The sequence below is a fragment of the Shewanella sp. 4_MG-2023 genome (assembly GCF_030548015.1).
Lineage (GTDB): Bacteria > Pseudomonadota > Gammaproteobacteria > Enterobacterales > Shewanellaceae > Shewanella.
On record NZ_JAUORL010000006.1, the window covers coordinates 168,673 to 187,312 of the forward strand.

Below are 18,640 nucleotides of genomic sequence, written 5' to 3' on the forward strand. Positions count from 1 at the left end.
TTAATCTCACTCGCTTAAAAGTAGTGGAGATTAGGACTATTGTCGATTATTAATCGAGCAAAGCAAGAAAACTTACGCTTGTACTAACGCCGCTACAGCACCAATGATACCGCCAAATACGCCGCCCCAAACAACCAGCCAGCCTAAATGTTTACGGATCATTTCTTGAATAATATCTTTAACCATTTCTGGGGTTAATTCATTTAAACGTTGCTCAACAATATTTGCGACTTTCGCTTGTAAGTCCGCCATCACGTTGGGCTGTTCTAACTCGTTTATAAGGATTTGATTAAACGCTTCACTTTGAGCAAGGTCAGTCAGCGATAGCTTCATTTTTTCGATAAAAGGCTCTTTTAACGGTATTAAAGCTTCTGTACCGCCAAACATTGCTAGCATTCCACCAAATGAGGATTGCTCTACTGTAGTGATTAACGCATCAAATGATGGCTCTAAATCCACCTTTTCAATAACGGGTGTTAAGTCTATTGCTGAAGCATTATTTTCCGTCAGTAATCTATCAATATTTTCTTGAGTAAAAAACTGCTCCATCATCAGATGCTTAATGCCACCTTTAAACTCTTCAAAGCGAGATGGGATCACACCTGAGCCATATAAGCCTGGTACTTTTTCAAATAACATATGCACTGCCAGCCAGTTTGTCACTGCGCCTGACAAGGCAAATAAACCAATAGTAAAAACCACTGGTAAAGCTAAAAAATGCCCCGCAACAACTAATGCAGCGGCGATGACATTGACTATTAAACTCTTGTTCAATCTAAAATCCTCGGACATAAAAAAACCTTTGGCATTTTATCAATTTCCAAAGGTTATACTAGGGGCTGACTCAATAATAAAATTTATAACTAAGGTTCACTGTGGTAAAGGTACATTCCCTCAACTTCAGTCATATTCGTCAAGCTTGAGCTTAGCTCATTTTTATTGACCTGAGTTCGTTTTACAAAAAGGACCTCTGTGCCTAGTGCTAACGTTTTAGCTTTATCGAGCAGAGCAGTCGCGATCCCCTTGCCTCGAAACTCTTCAGCAACGAACACATCATCAAAATACCAAACCGATTTTAATAATAAAGAAGAATAGGATGGGTATAACTGAACAAAGCCTAATGCTTGTTCATCTTCTAACGCCACGAATATCATCGAATCATTTTCAGCTAAACGGGAGGTAACAAAGTGGCGACATTTTTGCGGTTCAGCATTAAAGCCTAAACTTTGCCTATAATCATCAAATAATGTGACTAGAACATTGAGATCAAGTTCAGAAGCGAGTCTAATTTGCATCCTTGCATCCTTTTTTTAAGAGAATCAAACCATACAGTTGCTACATCTGAGTAAGAAATTACCCTTGGCTATTACACCACGAGATAAAGCATTGATTAATCTATATAGCTAACCAAGACAGGTAATTTGATACCACAGCAGCCCAAAAATCTAAATGAAGAAATTATTCATTAATACATAAGCTTAATTTGCAACCTCGCAATTGTCTATTTAAAAAGCAAATGAAGATAAATTGTAAAAAAGTTTTAAAACCGACGAGTAACTGAACCTTAATTTGGTTAAAATGTCTAAATTCAACTATAGCCATTATTCAGCAATAGGCTCGATGTTTATGAAGTCATCTTTAAAAGCGTTAACATTAGCATTCAAACAGCGCCCTCGTTACCAAAAAATCGTCATTTACACTGCGATGTTGTATCTGATTTTTGTCATGATATTAGGATTATTAATCCCTTTTATCGCAACAAAACAACTGCCTAAAAGCCTATCAGCTTTACTCGGTAGAGATGTCAGCATTGAAGCCATCAAGATTAACCCTTTCAGCTTTGAATTGAGTGTCGATAACATCAATATCGCAGAAGATGACACAGCTAACACCTTCATGCACATTAACCATATTGCCACCGATATTATGGTGTGGAAGTCTCTTTTTAACTTAGATGTATCACTAGACTACCTGACTATTGATGGTACTGATGTCGCCTTAGCAAGATTTGCGTCAAGCGCTAACGGTTCTAATAGTGCTTACCAATATAATTTTTCAGATATTGTCACCACCTTAGCCAACAATTCGATTGATGAAGAAGTTAAACCAGAGCCCAATGACAGTGACCCTATCTCCTTCAACATCAACAATTTCACTTTTGCCAATGCAAATATTAAGATTACCGATGCCATTACCGATTCAGCTTTAAGCTATAACGAGATATCAATATTACTAAAGCAATTTAGCACCACGGCGCTATTAGATAGCAGCACTAACGCCAATCAATTTTCATTGAAGCTTGATGATAATCAAACCGGTAAAATTACCCTCAATGGCCAAGTGCAACTTAGCCCACTGATAGTTAATGGCCAATTGGATGTCAATTCACTGTCAGTAACGCCTTATTGGCGTTTGGTCGATAGCTTATTTGAGGCTAGCCTGACATCAGCTGATATCAAGCTCAATAGCACCTTTTTAATCACGCAAAAAAGCCCTGACACCCCAATAGAAGTTTCACTAACAAACACTGATTTTGCCCTAAAAAATTTAACCGCCAAAGATGCTAACAGAAACGTAGCCAGTATTGGTTTACTTGCTCTTAATGGGATAACCGTATCAACGGCCAAGCGCAGCATTGATATCAATGAGCTGCAAACAAACAATGCTGACTTCTGGCTTACTGCAGCGCCAGAGAATATCAATTTCGTGAATTTATTCTCACCAAAACTTGAACAGCTTGAGCACATTTTAGGCACCTCAGAGCCTGCAGCTAATTCAACGATTAATGCACCTAAAAACGCTAACACTGACGTCATTGAGCCAAACTCAAATACTGAAAGTGAACCACAATGGCTAGTCACGTTAAATAAACTGAACCTAAGTGACTATAAAATTGAAGTCACTGAAAGTGTTGCCACTGAGCTTGAAAATTATTGGCTGTTTAGTGGCTTATCACTGTCAACAGAGCAATTTAAATCTGATCTATCATTACCCCTAAGCTACCAGATGGGCGTTGATATCAATAATCAAAGCCGCATTGATTCTAGCGGCCAATTTGATGCTAAAAATATCAATTTAGAAGCCGAACTTGATTATCAAAATGCCAGCTTAGCTAAGTTACAGCCCTATATATCGCCATTTATGAACATCACCCTTGAATCCGGTTTTTTCAGTACCAAAGGTCATATCAGTGCCGATACTAAGGATAAATTAATCTATCAAGGCCAAGCTTCAATCATTGATTTAAAGATAAAAGATAATTTGCTTAAACAGCCTCTGCTAAACTGGCAAGCGATGACTGTTAGTGAGCTTAAGTTTGATCAACACGCTAAATCCCTGTCCATTGATGAAATCTTGTTTGATACCCTATTTAGCCGTTTGATCATTGCTGAAGATAGAAGCACTAACATTGCCGATTTAGTCGTTAGCCAAGTTCAGCCCGCTGATAGTACGATCGTCACCGAAGCAGCAACTGCAGAGGCCGCATTATCTTCAAACAATGAGGCAAAAGCGCAAATCAACGCCCAAGTCGCCACCTCAGATACCACTGAAGCAGCATTTAACTTATCGATTAATAGAGTTGCTTTTAAAGATAGCTCCGCCTTCTTTGCCGATAATTCATTAACACCAAACTTTGCCTCAGGAATTGAGCAACTTAATGGTGAGATCACCCAATTATCTTCCAATCCAGACACTAGAGCTTCAGTTGATTTAGCCGGTAAAATCGATAAATATGCCCCTGTGACGTTAAAAGGCGATGTAAACCCGCTATTAGCTAACCCATACCTTGATTTAAACTTAGCCTTTAATAAGGTGGAGCTCACTTCAGTTAACCCCTATTCTGGTACCTACGCGGGCTATTACATCGACAAGGGCCAATTGTCGCTAGCGCTTAATTATCAGCTAGAAAATAATCAATTAGTGGGTAGTAATCATTTGGTTATTGATCAATTACAACTGGGTAAACCCACGGATAGCTCCCTCGCCACTTCTTTGCCTATCACCTTAGCCATTGCCCTATTACAAGACCGACATGGTGTGATAGACCTCGGGGTTGATGTTGATGGTGATTTAGACTCGCCAAGTTTCAGCATTGGCGGCATTGTGATGACCGCTATCACTAACGTCATTACCAAAGCCATCACAGCGCCGTTTTCACTGTTGGCAGGTTTAGTTGGCGGTGATGATGACGAGATGGATAAAATTGCATTTGATTATGGTCAATTTGATATTACTGATAAGCAGCAAAGCACATTAACATCACTGGCAAAGGCCCTTAACGATAGACCGCTACTGAAGCTTAATGTTAGAGGTGACGTTGATTTAGTTAACGACCAACAAGCCTTGCAAGTACAGCAGTTACATCAAAAGCTGGCGCAATTAGCACAAATACCCGCAGAGGAATTACCGGCGGATTTATCTGCTAGCCAATACCCTCAGCAAGGGCCATTAACTGACGCATTAATAGCTTTATATCAATCAGATTTACAACTAGATCCGCAGTTAATTAAACAAGCCATTAGTGAAGAGCACCCACAAATTGACAGTGTCGAGCTTCAAACCCGCTGGCACATCGCTTTATATAACTTTACTCTTAATCAGCAAGATATCTCAGAAGACGAACTCGGCGAATTAGCTCAGCAACGTGCTAACGCGGTTAAAACCTTTTTGGTAGAGCAGGCTCAAATCGACCCAAGTCGAGTGTTTATTTTAGAAAGCAGAGTCAATACCGACAAAAATGCGGCCTTAGCGACCTTAAGTCTGGATGCTAACTAAGTAAAATTCGATTCAAAACAGAGCGTCACTAACATTTTAGAACAGCACTGTAATAGATACAGTGCTGTTCTCTGTGATAAACATCACGTAAACTGTGGCAAAATGGATTGCGGTAAAAATGGATTATCGCAAAAGCTGTTTAATCCATTACATAAAATAACAAGATCAATTATTAAAACTGAATATTTAAGGAAGCAGTATGTTTGTCATTCGTTGGATCCTTGGCCGTATCATCTTATTACTTAACTTTGTTTTCCCTCCTAAAAAGCGTCAGCGACCTATCATTGAACAAGCTAAAATTGATGAGCAAACAAAGTCGTTAGCCCTTTATCAATATGCCGCTTGTCCTTTTTGCGTTAAGGTGCGCCGTTCAATTCGCCGCCAAGGCCTTAATATTGCTACAGTTGATGCCAAACAAGACGTTCATAAACAGCAACTGGTTAATGAAGGCGGTCACTTAAAAGTGCCATGTTTAAAAATACAACAAGATGGTCAAACTCAGTGGATGTATGAGTCTAAGGACATTATTGCTTATTTATCGAAACAATACGCTTAAGCGCTTTTATTGAGATAACTGCTGGCTTGAATTGATTTAAGCCAGTACATTTGTTTTACGCCCTTGATAACAAGCAGCCTCAAGCCCCCAATCATCCATCGCCAATATCTGACAGCTATTTTTTACAGATAAAATCCAGAAGGATTAATTTAGTGTTCAAGTTTTTATTTACGCTTACCAGTACATTACTCCTCAGTGCATGTGCAACCCAAGCACCCGATCCCGAATTATTCGCAGGTAAATATAGAGATACCTTTAGCTCATCAATAAAAGGCGAAGGCATCAAACTATTTACTTATAAAGCTAAGGTCGCTAATGCAACAGACCGCGGTATAGAAGATCCACTGCCACATCAGCAGCGTGTTGATCGCCGTAAGCAAGATGCCCGCAGTTATGCAAGAGAACAGGAGCGTCGAGCCGACTTTTTGGCGCTATGGAGTGCTCAGGTGGATTTAGGTCTAGAGAAAACCCTCGATATGAATGGCTACTGTAAAGAAGGCTATATTGTACTTCATCGCAATGTCAGTGAAGGCAGAGGTGAGATTCGAGGCGAATGCAATGATGGTGCAACTGCAGCCGACATTCAGAAATTTAGCCGTAAGTATTAACCTTTGGTGCCTAAATGTTAATTCCATTAACATTCAAACTGGCTAATTAGCACAAGATCAATAAATAACGCAGTTATACTGTATACCCATAGTAGATTGCGCTAAACTTAGCGCTATTCAAGACATTTAGCTTAGCGCACCACTAGCTAATTTTATTTTCCAAATCGTGCCCTGCTGGCACTTTTTAAAAGAGTTACCAAGTATCATGAACAGAAAACAGCTAATGATAAAAAAGACCGCCAAGCGGGCTAAAGCCAAAAAAAATAAAATTACGCCGGATAATCCGCAAAAAAATCCAAAGGTTGGCTATATTTCAAAAGCTGAGCGAGCGCGAATTGCTTTAGAAGAAGAGCAACAATTGTTAGCAGCAGACAACAACTCTGCAGCTGAAGTGCTTGAAGCCAAGGAAAATACCCAAGCTTAATCGCCACAAAGGTTTTTATAAAAAGACCTTTATAAAAAGATTATTAAAAAAGCCCTCAACATACTATGTTGAGGGCTTTTTACATCTTGTTGCCCATTGAGTTTTACAAGGCAGCATTCAGACAGCGACTTGAGTCAATCTGTGATGCACTAGCTTTTCGGCGTTCGCGGGTTATCTAAATCCCCATCACGGACAATCTCTTCACACAATGGCTCTTCGTTTAATTGCGCTAACTGAATATATGATGACGACTGCGGTGAGCTGGTCGGGCTCATTTCTAATTCAATCTCATCATCAATGGTCTGTGGCTTAATTAGCTGCTGAGGCCCTTGTGAAGCCGCTTGAAGCTTATCAACCAAACGATAACCCAACCACACTCCGCCAACACCAAATAAAATAGACCCAATCGCTTGACCAATTAATACGCCGTATACGCCGCCCATTTGCGCGCCAAAATAAACAAAAGGAATGGTGCCTAAGGTCGCTTTACCTACATTAAAAAAAGTTGAGTATTTGGGTTTACCAAGATTATTAAATGCGGCATTAGCGACAAATAACACCCCTGAAAACACGAAAAATATTGCAATGTATTTACAGAAAAACAAAATAATATCTGCCGCGTCACCTTTCATATCAAAGGCTGACACAATCACATTTCTGGATAAAAACAGCAATAACGACACCACTAACACGTAAACAAAACAAAATTGAATCGCCTTAGTTAAGCTTTCTTTTACTCGTTCAAATTCTTGCGCGCCATAGTTTTGCCCGATAATAGGCCCTACTGCGCCGCTTAAAGCAAAAATCATCCCAAAGCTTACGGGGATTAACCTACCAAGCACCGCCCAACCAGCAACATAACTGTCACCAAAATCAGCAACCGCTTTAGTGACCACCGCGTTACCAATTGGTGTCGCCACATTGGTAATCATCGCAGGCAGAGCAATGGAATAAACAATGCTAATATCTTCAACAAAATGCTGACGGTTAAACTGACCTAACATCTTATGCTTCACAATGACCCCTCTGGCAGAGACCACAAATACCGCAATTCGGGCAATAACTGAGGCAATTGCTGCGCCTTCAATGCCCATCCCTAAGGCAAAAATGAATATCGGATCTAGTACCAGATTTACACCGCCACCCGCTAAGGTAGACAACATGGACAATTTCGCATCGCCAATGGCTCTTAAAGCGCCACCTAACGCCATAGCTAAACAAATAAAAGGTAAAGAAGGCACCAAAATTTGCAGATAACTTTGCGCCAACACCGCAGTTTTCCCCGTTGCGCCAATGAGAGCCAGTAACTCGGGAATAAATATAAACACCACAATCGCAACAAAAATACTGGTTAGCAGAGAGATCAACGCGCTGTTAAGCAACATTCTTTTAGCTAGCACCATATTTTTAGCGCCAACAGCACGGGAGACAAGCGCCCCAAGCGCAATGGATAAACCAATCCCAATTGAAGTCGTAAAAAAAGAAATCGCCCCGGCATAACCCACGGCGGCAGCTAATTCCAACTCACCGAGCAAACTGAGGAAAAAGATATCTAATAAATCCACCACAAACAGCGCAGAAATTCCCACTGCGGCGGTGGAGCTCATAACCAATATATGACGAAATATTGGCCCTTGAACAAATTTAGCTTCGGTCATGACTCCCCTTCAAGGTTGCTGATTTCTAACTCACTGCCACAGTGATGGCAAAACAATGCATGTAATTGATGACCACGAGCGCCGCAGTTACTGCATTTTCTTAAATCTTTATTCAGTTCTCTTTCTGCGCCCATTTCATGGGAAATTTCAGCAGTTAATATTCCCGTTGGTATCGCAATAATAGAATAACCTATCAACATGGTCAGCGATGCAATGGCTTGGCCTAAATTGGTTTGCGGAGTGATATCACCATATCCAACCGTGGTTATGGTAACGATAGTCCAATACATGGACTTAGGGATCGAAGTAAACCCGTTACTTGGCCCCTCAACCACATACATCACCACACTCAGCGCCATAATAATCAGACTCACTGAAAAGAAGAAGATGAAGACTTTGCGTCTAGCGTGGATCATCGCCTTAAGTAAAATATTGCCTTCACTTAAATAGCGTAATAACTTTAACACTCTGAAAATTCTGAATAACCGTAATACTCTAAAGGCCAATGAAATATTGGCTCCTGGGATAATCAGCGCTAAAAAGCTTGGCAGAATTGACATTAAATCCACAATGCCATAAAAGCTACGCATATAGGACCAGCGATTAAGTGAGCCGTATATTCTCAGCAAATACTCAAAGGTAAATAACCAAGTAAACCCCCATTCAGCGTAATAAATCGCTTGGCCATACTGAGCATGAACGCTATCTATCGTGTCTAAGACAATCAGCGTTACACTGAGTAAAATACAAATAATCAGTGTTATATCAAAGCCTTTACCCAAAGGGGTATCGGTACCAAATATAATGGTTCGGATTTGCTTTTTATAATGGTTATCGTGTTTATCTTCTAACGTCATGGGTTACTCTACAATCCACTTAAATTTAATACCGCCCTAAGGAAAAAGTAAGGTATTATCACTAACGATATCTGCTCTAATCATTTTTATGCGAAGCATATTTTGAACTGATACTCATGTTAACATTATTAACATAAAACAAATTAGAAAATCCTGCTTTTTTGGAGTCTGCATGCGCTTGGTTAAATCCCTTATTTTTATCGTCATTTTACAGTCTAGTACGGTTCTTGCGTCTGTTGATAAATTAACTCAAGCAAAAGTTGATTTAGTTGTTGTGAACAAGTCAGAAGCTAAAATGTCTATCTACCAGCAAGGCAAGGTATTAAAAACCTATCAAATTGCCATGGGCGATGCCCCACAAGGCCATAAATTTAAAGAAGGCGATCAACGCACTCCCCAAGGCCGCTATGTTTTAGACTATAAAAAGTCAGACAGTGCATTTTATAAATCAATTCATATTTCTTACCCTAATGAAGAAGATAAATTACGTGCCAATGCCCTAGGTGTTAGTCCTGGCGGCATGATTATGATCCACGGTCAAAACCCCAACTCAGAATTACCCCCTGAACAAGCTCAGCAATACAATTGGACTAACGGCTGTATTGCGGTGACTAATAAAGAAATGGATGAGTTGTGGCGAGTCATCGAAGAAGGCACCCCAATCGAAATTTGGCCTTAACCTTCACAGCTTAATAATATTAACAATATCGTGATAGCGGTTGAGTGCGACTAATACTCCAGCCTATACAAACGGATACTACCGATGAATTACCCTTATTTAATAGAAACTTGGCCAGAATTTAGCGCACGCATTGAGGCCTTCATTAGCCAACTTGGTTTAGATAAACTGTCTCTTGAATGTGATCACTGCGCTTTAAGAGTCAATGACGCAGATAAAGCAAAATTACTCACAGAGCAATTCAGTGAGCACGGTGAAGTGATTTCGAATAATATGATTAACGGCCGACCGATATTGATCATTAAACTGACCCAGCCACTGACACTGGCAGATAAAAACGTTACTTGTGTTGAGCTGCCCTACCCATCAGATAAAAACTATCCCGTTGAAGGCTGGGAACATGTTGAGCTAGTCATGCCTTCTACTGCACAAACCTGCGAGCAATTAGTTACCGAGTTAGTTGAAAAAGTACCGACACTCGCCCCTATCATCGCTGGTGAAACAGCCATTAAAGTTAAGCAAAGCTCGCCTAAAGGGGATAATGAACGCTTAGCCAATCCCACAATTGCCTTTAAAGCCGAGGGCATTTGCGTCAAAGTGCATCCATTAGGGATCGAAGCCATTATTGCGAGCGAGCTAAATTAAAACGGCATAAAAAAGCCGTTATTAACATAACGGCTTTAAGTACCAGCCCTGTTTAAGAAGGGTTATTTGTCGTAATATTGGCTTATTGCTTTTCTGCGGTTTTAGCCTTGTTTTCAGCCGCAAGCACACTCTCCATTGACGGCACAATTGACACGGGATCCAGACGCTTTTGGAACCAGTTCAAACGCCAATCGAGATGCGGTCCAGTCACCCGCCCTGTCGCACCAATTTCAGCTAGTGGTTGGCCTTGAGTGACCACATCACCTTCTTTGGCATATAACTTACTCAGATGTAAAAAAGTCGAGTTAATACCATATCCATGGTCAATGATTAACGTGCCACCTGAATAGAACATATCTGGCACTGATAAGGTAATAACCCCATCAGCCGGAGACACGACAACCGTTCCCGTAGGACGGGCAACATCTACACCATAATGCGGGTTACCCGGCTTACCATTGTAAACTCGCTGACTACCATAAACCCCTGAAATCCTGCCAGTTACCGGCCAGATAAACGCTTGCATAAAGGCATCTTGCTCACTGAACACATTACGTGCGGCGCGAGTTTGCTTTGAGTCCTTTGCAGCTCTAGCTTGCGCCACAGGATCTGGCTGCATGATTTTTTTACTAATGCCGGTTAAGCGATCAATTTTATATTCACGGCTCGCAATTGTCAGTGGTTTAAGTTGTGTTAACCCATCAGGATAAGTCACTTCTAGCAGCTGCTCTGTTTTTGCTTCGCGCTCAAAACCAATAGCAAATTGGCCTTTTGGAGTCACTATTACCACTTCGCCATTAAGCTTGACTGCGCTACCAGCAGGAACAGTGCCACGCACTAACGCGCCTTGCTCTAACTTGCCTTGTAAATTAATACTGCCATAACTGGCAACAGAAAACAGCGTAACCATAACCAATGAAGATAGTTTTAATCCCTTCAAAAACATATAAATAACCTTAATCCTTGCTAATTCAGCTCACACTCAAAATGCTAAGTTTACTTAACGGCGATGGCGCCTTTACCCACACCTTCAAAGGCAATGACTTTGAACACAGAATCTGGAGATTTAGCAGCCATAGTGTCAGCAATAAATTGTGCTAACAACTCAACGGTGGTGTCGTGGGGAATGATGTCACAATTCGCTTTGGGCATTGCCAATTGAAAGTCACCTTGTGGGGCTTGATAATGAAAGCCCAAATGGCTGTCATCAGAGATACGGGTTTGCGGTGATAATGCTAAGGCGTGCACAGAGACAACATCTTCTTCACTGCCCAAGTAAATATCTTGCCAGCGATCGGCCCAGTATTTATCCCATTTAGGCGCAGCAATGCCGTTTTCAAACACAGTTATAGGGCTACGGTGACCGTGAGCAATACGCTGGCAGTTACCGTCATGCTTTCGTAAACCATGGGTGTAGTGGTAATAAGGGCTTTCAAGCACTTCGGTGCGCAAAGTTAAGCTAATGCCTTGAACATTATCAGGCAGTGCCTGACGTAATGCTTTAATTAAAAAGGCATTAACGCTTTCAAAATCGATAACTTCAGTAGGTATAAGCGCAAAGGCTTGTGATGGGCATGCCAGATGAATATCACCTTGCTGACTGGTGAAATCCATCCATACTCTGTCGCCCTGCTGCTGCCAACGAACGTCACTGCATGCGGTAGGTATTAATAGTCGGTGATCTGCTACATCATCAATGGTGCTTTTGATGGTCTTTTTGACTTTAGAAAAATCGAGCACCATATTTTGCTCATCTAAACCACCATCAAGCAATACATCAACAATCCAGCTTTCGCCCACCATACCCCGAATTGGACATAAATAAGAAAAGTCGATTACGGTTAAATCTTTTACAAACAGTTGCATTCAAGCTCCTAGACAGAAAAACAGTCCGTCTCAGTTTAAAAATGTCCCAAATAGCGATGGCTAAGGGGATCCTAAAATTAAAGCTATTCTAAACAAAAGCAGACCAAGGCGCGAGAAACATCAGCAAATATAGTAAAAAACTCATAAGCACAATTAATAGGGGTAAAAGGAAAACTACTCAATTTTATAACCCACACCGTAAATAGAGTGCAGTAAATCAGCTTGTTTATTATTGAGTAATAATTTTGAACGTAAGTTTTTAATATGACTGTCAATGGTGCGAGAGCTCACAACGCGGTCATCGACATAGCAAACTTGCATTAAACTATCACGGGAATGCACCACGCCCGGTCTTTTAAGCATAGTATGCAAAAGCCTAAACTCAACGGGGGTTAAATCGACCTCTACGCTAGCAGCGTGGCATTTAAAACGCTCAAGATTTATCACTAGATGCTTATAGGCTATTTCATCTTCAGCAAGTTGAGCGCTAGGCTCCATTCGTCTAATAATTGCTTTAACCCTTGCTACCACTTCCCTTGCTGAAAAAGGTTTACAGACATAATCATCAGCGCCAATTTCTAAGCCAATTAAACGATCAATCTCTTCAACGCGCGCAGTTAACATCAAAATCGGCACGTTTGAAAATGACCGCACTTCTTTACAGATAGTCAAGCCATCTTTGTGCGGTAACATTAAATCTAAAATGACAAAATCAATAGCGTCATTTTGGATCCTTGCGACAGCATCAAGCCCATCGTGTAAAACCGTAGTGACAAAGCCTTCAAGGGTTAAAAAATCCACAAGCACTTGGGCTATTTTGGGCTCATCCTCTACAATCAATACGCGTTTATTTTGATAATGATTATTCATGATCTATGAATACTCCGTTACTTGTAACAACAGCCAAGTAGCTAGGCCAATGGCAATACAATCTCAATACATAAACCGCCAAGATTAGAAGGCCTTGCGGTAATTGTCCCTTTATGGGCTTCTACAATATTTCGGCAAATCGTGAGTCCAAGGCCTGCGCCATTACTGCGGCGCACCCGAGAGCTATCTTGTCGATGAAGCGCCTCAAATAGTAGCTCGCAATCGTCTGTCGCTACTGAAGGTTTAGTATCATTAATTAATATCAGCACCTTGGTATTTTGCTGAATTAAATCGACATCAATACTACCTGGAGAGTCTGTATAAGCGACTGAATTTAATAAAACATTAGAAATTAGTTGCTGAATTCTCATTTTATCAGCATTGATTAATACCGGCTCAATATGGTTAAAACGGTAGCCTAACCCTTTAGCAGAAATTTTATTGCCTAATGAGGCTATTGTTTCTGAAATGCACTCAGTGAGATCCATCGGTTGGATATTGTATTTAAGTCCACCGACATCAGATAAAGACAGCTGATACAAATCATCGACTAGATGTTTGATGCGCATGACTTCTTGCTCTAGTGACTCAAGTTGTTGTTGATCAAATTGACGAATTCCCGCTTTGATGGCGTCAATTTCACCACACAAAATACTTAAGGGGGTTCGAAGCTCATGTGATATATCGGCAAACCATCTATTTTTTGCAGTACGGTTTTTATCTAAAATCATCGCTAAATGGTCAATGTCATTCATCAATTGACCTAATTCATCTTGACGTTGCTGAGTAAAACGTTCGCTATAATTGCCCTTTGAAAGAAAGGAAATACCTTTAACCACCTCTTTCACAGGTACTAATAAAAATCGAGCTAACAGCCATGAAATAATACTTGCCAATAACAAGCAGCCCAAACCTATCCAGAGTGTGGTCCAAAGCTGTTGTTGCGAAAAAATAGCTGCAGATTCACTATTAACCTTAACGATTGGTGAGCTATATAACTTAGCAATAAGCTCTCCTTTATAGGTAACAGGAACATAAGTTGCCTTATTACGGTCATCGATAGCCACGCCGGCAAGTAACTTATTCTCTAAGTTGTAAATTGCTGTAGGAGGTCCAAAGCGCACCTGAGGCTTCACCTCTCTATCCCTTCTTTTGCTGTCGGGTCTTTTATGAGGCGGCGGTTGCCGGTGTTCTGGCTCAAAGCCTTTAGCGGGTTTTCGATGTTCAGATAAGTGTGGCGGTCTTCGATCTGGGTGTGGTATACCTTGCCTATTCGACAATGAATCATTTCGCCCCAAATGCCTTGGAGCCGGCCCTGGTGAATGTAGTCTGAGTAATTGCTTATATTGGTCTGAGCTAATGTTACTCCAATTAAAAGCTGACTGCTGATACAAATCAGCCACTGCAGTTGATAAACGAGCTAAACGTTCTTGTTCTAGGGTATTAATATAATTTAGAAAGCCTTGATCAAAGCTCCACCTTGCTAACGATAACGTCGCAAGTAACACTATGCTAGTTAAGCCCACAAAGGCTAAAAATAATTTCTTTGATATTTTCATAAACTAAGTATATCGACCTACAAGGCTGCAAACTAGCAACAACAATGACTTGGCTGTAATCTCCATGAAATCTGCACAATTACTGCATATTTAATTGCTAACCTAATGATGAATCAAACAAAGGCTTTAATAAAAAGTCATATCGTTATCACTAGGATGGATTAAAAATGAAAAGAATAGCCTCTTTACTTGCCCTTATTCCTTTACTGACATTGATGTCAGCCAATATCATCGCACAAGAAAAAAACCGTCAAATGCGTAAACCACCACAAGAAGCTTATGCAATCTGTGAAAATAAAAACGCTGAAGATCAAGTTAGCTTCACGACGCCAAAAGGCGATGAAATCGAAGCCACCTGTATTTTAATCGATGAAGAACTCGTTGCTGTACCTAATAACCACACACCGCCAGAACATAAACAAAAACGTGGTCAATAAATAGGAGCCTGATATGCAAGTCTTAATGAGCAATAACATCTCGGCACAACAAAGTCAGCTAAACACGCAATCAAGCAGCAAGCCTGAAAGACCACAAGGTCCACCGCCACCTGGGAGCACTCCACCAGGACTTGAAAAAGCAGTATCGACCTTAACTGAAGAACAACAAGCTGATATTTCATCAATGTTAAGTGCATTAACCCCAGAGCAGCATGAGTCTTTGAAATTAGCGTTAGATGAGCTAAAACCTATGGCTGAAACCTTATCAAAAGATGATATGGGAGACGTATTTCTAACAACGGTAACTGAAATAGCAAACACTTCAACCGAAAATGATATCAGCAACACAATAGATATATACGCATAAATCAGTTTAAAAGTGGACTTTTCTATTACAGTAAAGTCCTTAAATAATCGCCTATAAACAAAATTTAAGGACTTTTATTTACTATTTGTTAAGAGAGGCGTAAGTGTTGATGCTAATTGTGGTCGACTAAAATAATAACCTTGTGCTTGATCGCAGCCATTTTCCAATAAAAAAGCCGCTTGCTCTTTAGTTTCTACCCCTTCAGCAATGATGTCGAGATTAAGTGCATGACCTAACACAATAATAGCTTTGGCTATTGCGGTATTATGACTATCAAATGGAATATCGCAGACAAAAGACTGATCGATTTTAAGCACATTAATAGGTAACTTTTTAAGGTAACTTAACGATGAATAACCGGTTCCAAAATCATCAACAGATAATTGAATTCCCATGTCCCCCAAGCGTTTTAAATCACTGATCACTTTTTCAGGTTCATACATCATGCAGCTTTCAGTCATCTCTAACTCAAGACAACTAGCAGGCATTCCAGTTTCTTGCAAAATCATTGCGACATTGTCGATAAAATTACTGCGCTGAAATTGTATACTGGCAACGTTAACGGCAATCCGACCAAAATGATAGCCATTATCAAGCCATTGCTTGCCTTGAAGACAAGCCATTCGAAGTACTACTAAACCAATTTCGTGAATTAAACCGGTTTTTTCAGCAATAGGAATAAACTCAGCTGGTGAAATAAAACCATACTCCCGATGCTCCCATCGGATCAACGCCTCTAGTCCCACCAATTGACCACTACTCAACGATAATTTAGGTTGATAAACTAAATGAAAATGCTGCTCTTGAATGGCTTCGTGTAAAGCATTTTGGATTTTCAAATGCGCTACTGAGTTCATTGTCATAGCTGAATCGTAAAAGGTCACTGTATTACGACCACTTTGTTTTGCTATATGTAACGCTGTATCGGCATTTTGTAATAAGTTTTCGCTATTTACAGAATCATGAGGGAAAACTGAAACGCCCATACTCACGGTAATTCGAATTAAAGAACTATCATCAAATCTAAATGGCTGCTCTATTAGAGACTTAATATGATTTACACGGGATGCCACCATATCGCCCTGAGTAATATCATTTAAAACAAGCACAAACTCGTCACTGCTTAGGCGGCCAACAGTACAATGATCATGACTGATATTGGATAATCTGCGGCCGACTTCAACTAATAGTTTATCACCCACCTCGTGACCTAAACTGTCGTTAATATGTTTGAAAAAATCAATATCGAACATGATAACTGCAAGTTGCGATTGTTTAGTTGCCGCATGCTCAACTTGAACTTGTAAATTAGACCGTAATAAAATTCGATTAGGTAATTGGGTTAAGTTGTCGTAATAAGCTAAATTCTCGAGCTTTTCTTCGTTAATTTTCTGCTTTGATATATCTGAAAATACAGCTACGAAAAAATTAATAGTATCATCTTGGCCATAAACCGCATTAATGGTAGCTGCTTGGAGGAATATGTCACCATTTTTTCTTTTATTCCAAATTTCGCCATGCCACTTACCTTTTACGAGCAAGGTATTCCACATTTTGGCAAAAAACTCAGTATCATGTTTGCCGGAATTTAAAATACGTGGATTTTGACCTATAGCCTCTTCACGTTCAAAGCCGGTAATATTGGAAAATGCACTATTAACTTCAGTTATATTGCCATCTCTGTCGGTAACTAATACACCATCAATCGTGTTCTCAACCACACTTTCGGCCAGTAACAATTGTTTTTCATTTTGTCTATGCCGACCAATATTTCGGGTAATACCGATAACGGCTTGGATAGTATTTGTATTATCGATTAATGGCGCTTTAACCGTTTCTAACCAGTGACGGTTATTGTTTGGATCTGTGCCTTCACACTCAGACACTACAATCGGTTTTCTTGCCAAAATCGCACTGTTATCGGTCTCGATAAAAAGCTTTGTTGTTTCAACATCAAATAGATCATGGTCCATTTTACCGACTATTTGACCCGTCTTTTTATTCCAAGCTTTTTCTATACTCTGATTACAAACAATATACTTACCGTCAAGATCCTTTACCCAAATATGTTCACTAAAAGCATCAATGAAATTCTGTAAGTTAATGGATTGATATTGTTCCTGTTGGGAGTGAAGCTTAGATAAAGAGTGTTCCAGGCTATCAACAGTGAGATTAATTAAAGCTAAGTTAAAATCTTTAGATAACAATTTAGAATAAATCGCACAAAAGCAGCCCAGTTGTTTACCGTAATCATCAACAAGAGGTTGCAGATGGATACTATATTGTTTTTGTTTATGGGTTATTGATATGACTTGATTAGTGGCTAATTCCGATAAAGGAATATTATTGATGACTGGAGTGGTAATTTGCTGTAATTCGCGTAAATCTCTATCGATGATTTCTTCATTACATGCCACATAACGCATCATCTGCTGAGCATCTAACAAAAAGGCACACACATCAGTACTCAGTGCTTTTGCCGTTATATCTAAGGTTTTTTGCCAATAAGCTTTGATATTTTGAGTTGTATGCATTGCTAAAAAGAACCTACTTATTGGACTTTACACTTATATATACATTTGATTATATAGCCACACAGAAAGTTAATAAATCAGTAAACCGCGGATCTGCTAGCTAGATCATTTAACTGATAAAAAACCACTTAAATATTTGTATGATTTTATAAGATACTGATATTGGCATGCTGTTTTAAGGGAGGGTTACAGTTGAGGGTACTGTTCTTTACTTAAAACAGTGCAAACGGTTGAAATAGGCTTTATAAACTGATCGAGATACTGTAACTACTATTGGCTTACGATGATAAAACTTCGTAGAAACATAATTTCAATAATATAGTTCTACTCAGCGGCAGATATTTAATTGAATTCGACAACGAAAAAGTCATATTCTAAAGGCACAGACAACTCAGCTAACATTCTTTTTCTTTATCAATATAAAGCTGAAAATAATTAAATTACAAAACGAAAAAAACCTCTACATTGCTGTAAAAGCATTCGTCTTTGTGTCAGCGGAGCGGACTTACTCTTATCAAGAGACAAACCCTCGCCCACGGCGTGACAGGCCGTTGATCTCTAATCAAGCGTCTAAGCAACTGAATTACCGCTGCTTTAGCAAACTACTTTAGCAGGTCACTATTATTCATTCTTTAAATAACAGATACGAAAAAGCCCTGCTATTGCTAGCAGGGCTTATCGTTATGTTGGCGGAGCGGACTTACTCTTATCAAGAGACGACCCCTCGCCCCCGGCGTGACAGGCCGTTGACCTCTAATCAAGCGTCTAAGCAACTGAATTACCGCTGCTTTAGCAAACTACTTT

Annotated in this window: 17 protein-coding genes; 8 read left to right on the forward strand and 9 right to left on the reverse strand. The window is 40.0% G+C overall.

All coding sequences use genetic code 11. The features are described 5' to 3' along the window. Positions 1-72: 72 nt before the first annotated feature. Both Q4546_RS05255 and Q4546_RS05260 read right to left on the reverse strand, forming a co-directional pair. On the reverse strand, positions 73-774 hold the full coding sequence (locus Q4546_RS05255) for a DUF445 family protein (protein WP_102436830.1): 702 nt from the start codon (positions 772-774) through the stop codon (positions 73-75). 89 nt (positions 775-863) lie between these two features. Next, the gene (locus tag Q4546_RS05260) at positions 864-1,295 is read right to left on the reverse strand and encodes a GNAT family N-acetyltransferase (RefSeq protein WP_102436828.1); all 432 of its coding nucleotides are present in this window, start codon (positions 1,293-1,295) and stop codon (positions 864-866) included. Between the two features lie 331 nt (positions 1,296-1,626). Here Q4546_RS05260 and Q4546_RS05265 point away from each other — a divergent pair, with 331 nt between their 5' ends. The 4 genes from Q4546_RS05265 to Q4546_RS05280 all read left to right on the forward strand — a co-directional run bounded on the left by Q4546_RS05265 (position 1,627) and on the right by Q4546_RS05280 (position 6,364). Then, positions 1,627-4,776 (forward strand): DUF748 domain-containing protein, encoded by a 3,150-nt coding sequence (locus Q4546_RS05265; RefSeq protein ID WP_303445834.1) that lies wholly within the window; start codon positions 1,627-1,629, stop codon positions 4,774-4,776. 199 nt (positions 4,777-4,975) lie between these two features. Next, positions 4,976-5,332, forward strand: a complete 357-nt coding sequence (locus Q4546_RS05270) for a glutathione S-transferase N-terminal domain-containing protein (protein WP_102436824.1) — start codon at positions 4,976-4,978, stop codon at positions 5,330-5,332. A gap of 152 nt (positions 5,333-5,484) precedes the next feature. Next, on the forward strand, positions 5,485-5,940 hold the full coding sequence (locus tag Q4546_RS05275) for a hypothetical protein (RefSeq protein ID WP_102436822.1): 456 nt from the start codon (positions 5,485-5,487) through the stop codon (positions 5,938-5,940). 205 nt (positions 5,941-6,145) lie between these two features. Then, positions 6,146-6,364, forward strand: a complete 219-nt coding sequence (locus tag Q4546_RS05280; RefSeq protein WP_102436820.1) for a DUF2986 domain-containing protein — start codon at positions 6,146-6,148, stop codon at positions 6,362-6,364. Between the two features lie 149 nt (positions 6,365-6,513). Here the strand turns inward: Q4546_RS05280 and Q4546_RS05285 are convergent, their stop codons facing one another. Together Q4546_RS05285 and Q4546_RS05290 are read right to left on the reverse strand one after the other, a co-directional pair. Next, positions 6,514-8,022 (reverse strand): MATE family efflux transporter, encoded by a 1,509-nt coding sequence (locus Q4546_RS05285; RefSeq protein ID WP_102436818.1) that lies wholly within the window; start codon positions 8,020-8,022, stop codon positions 6,514-6,516. Then, the gene (locus Q4546_RS05290; RefSeq protein WP_102436816.1) at positions 8,019-8,879 is read right to left on the reverse strand and encodes an ion transporter; all 861 of its coding nucleotides are present in this window, start codon (positions 8,877-8,879) and stop codon (positions 8,019-8,021) included. Before Q4546_RS05290 ends, Q4546_RS05285 begins: the two co-directional genes overlap by 4 nt. Before the next feature lie 172 nt (positions 8,880-9,051). On the opposite strand from Q4546_RS05290, the gene Q4546_RS05295 reads away from it, so the two are divergent. Together Q4546_RS05295 and Q4546_RS05300 are read left to right on the forward strand one after the other, a co-directional pair. Beyond that, positions 9,052-9,558, forward strand: a complete 507-nt coding sequence (locus tag Q4546_RS05295; RefSeq protein WP_102436814.1) for a murein L,D-transpeptidase family protein — start codon at positions 9,052-9,054, stop codon at positions 9,556-9,558. An 84-nt stretch (positions 9,559-9,642) separates the two neighbouring features. Beyond that, positions 9,643-10,203 (forward strand): VOC family protein, encoded by a 561-nt coding sequence (locus tag Q4546_RS05300; protein ID WP_303445835.1) that lies wholly within the window; start codon positions 9,643-9,645, stop codon positions 10,201-10,203. Positions 10,204-10,285: 82 nt separating this feature from the next. Here Q4546_RS05300 and Q4546_RS05305 read toward each other — a convergent pair whose 3' ends face one another. From Q4546_RS05305 to Q4546_RS05320, 4 genes are all read right to left on the reverse strand, one after another. Continuing rightward, positions 10,286-11,149 (reverse strand): M23 family metallopeptidase, encoded by an 864-nt coding sequence (locus Q4546_RS05305; RefSeq protein WP_303445836.1) that lies wholly within the window; start codon positions 11,147-11,149, stop codon positions 10,286-10,288. A gap of 50 nt (positions 11,150-11,199) precedes the next feature. After that, positions 11,200-12,069: a 6-carboxytetrahydropterin synthase gene (locus Q4546_RS05310; protein ID WP_102436809.1), complete on the reverse strand. Its 870-nt coding sequence runs from the start codon at positions 12,067-12,069 to the stop codon at positions 11,200-11,202. 174 nt (positions 12,070-12,243) lie between these two features. Then, entirely contained in the window at positions 12,244-12,939 is a 696-nt protein-coding gene (locus tag Q4546_RS05315; RefSeq protein ID WP_102436807.1) for a response regulator, read from the reverse strand. Positions 12,940-12,980: 41 nt separating this feature from the next. Continuing rightward, on the reverse strand, positions 12,981-14,498 hold the full coding sequence (locus tag Q4546_RS05320) for an ATP-binding protein (RefSeq protein ID WP_102436805.1): 1,518 nt from the start codon (positions 14,496-14,498) through the stop codon (positions 12,981-12,983). Positions 14,499-14,665: 167 nt separating this feature from the next. On the opposite strand from Q4546_RS05320, the gene Q4546_RS05325 reads away from it, so the two are divergent. After that, a complete protein-coding gene (locus Q4546_RS05325) occupies positions 14,666-14,935 on the forward strand; it encodes a hypothetical protein (protein ID WP_102436803.1) in 270 nt (89 codons plus the stop codon). Positions 14,936-14,948: 13 nt separating this feature from the next. Next, the gene (locus Q4546_RS05330; protein WP_102436801.1) at positions 14,949-15,302 is read left to right on the forward strand and encodes a hypothetical protein; all 354 of its coding nucleotides are present in this window, start codon (positions 14,949-14,951) and stop codon (positions 15,300-15,302) included. 74 nt (positions 15,303-15,376) lie between these two features. Here Q4546_RS05330 and Q4546_RS05335 read toward each other — a convergent pair whose 3' ends face one another. After that, positions 15,377-17,836, reverse strand: coding sequence for an EAL domain-containing protein (locus Q4546_RS05335; protein ID WP_303445837.1), 2,460 nt, complete (start codon positions 17,834-17,836; stop codon positions 15,377-15,379). Between the last annotated feature and the right edge of the window lie 804 nt (positions 17,837-18,640).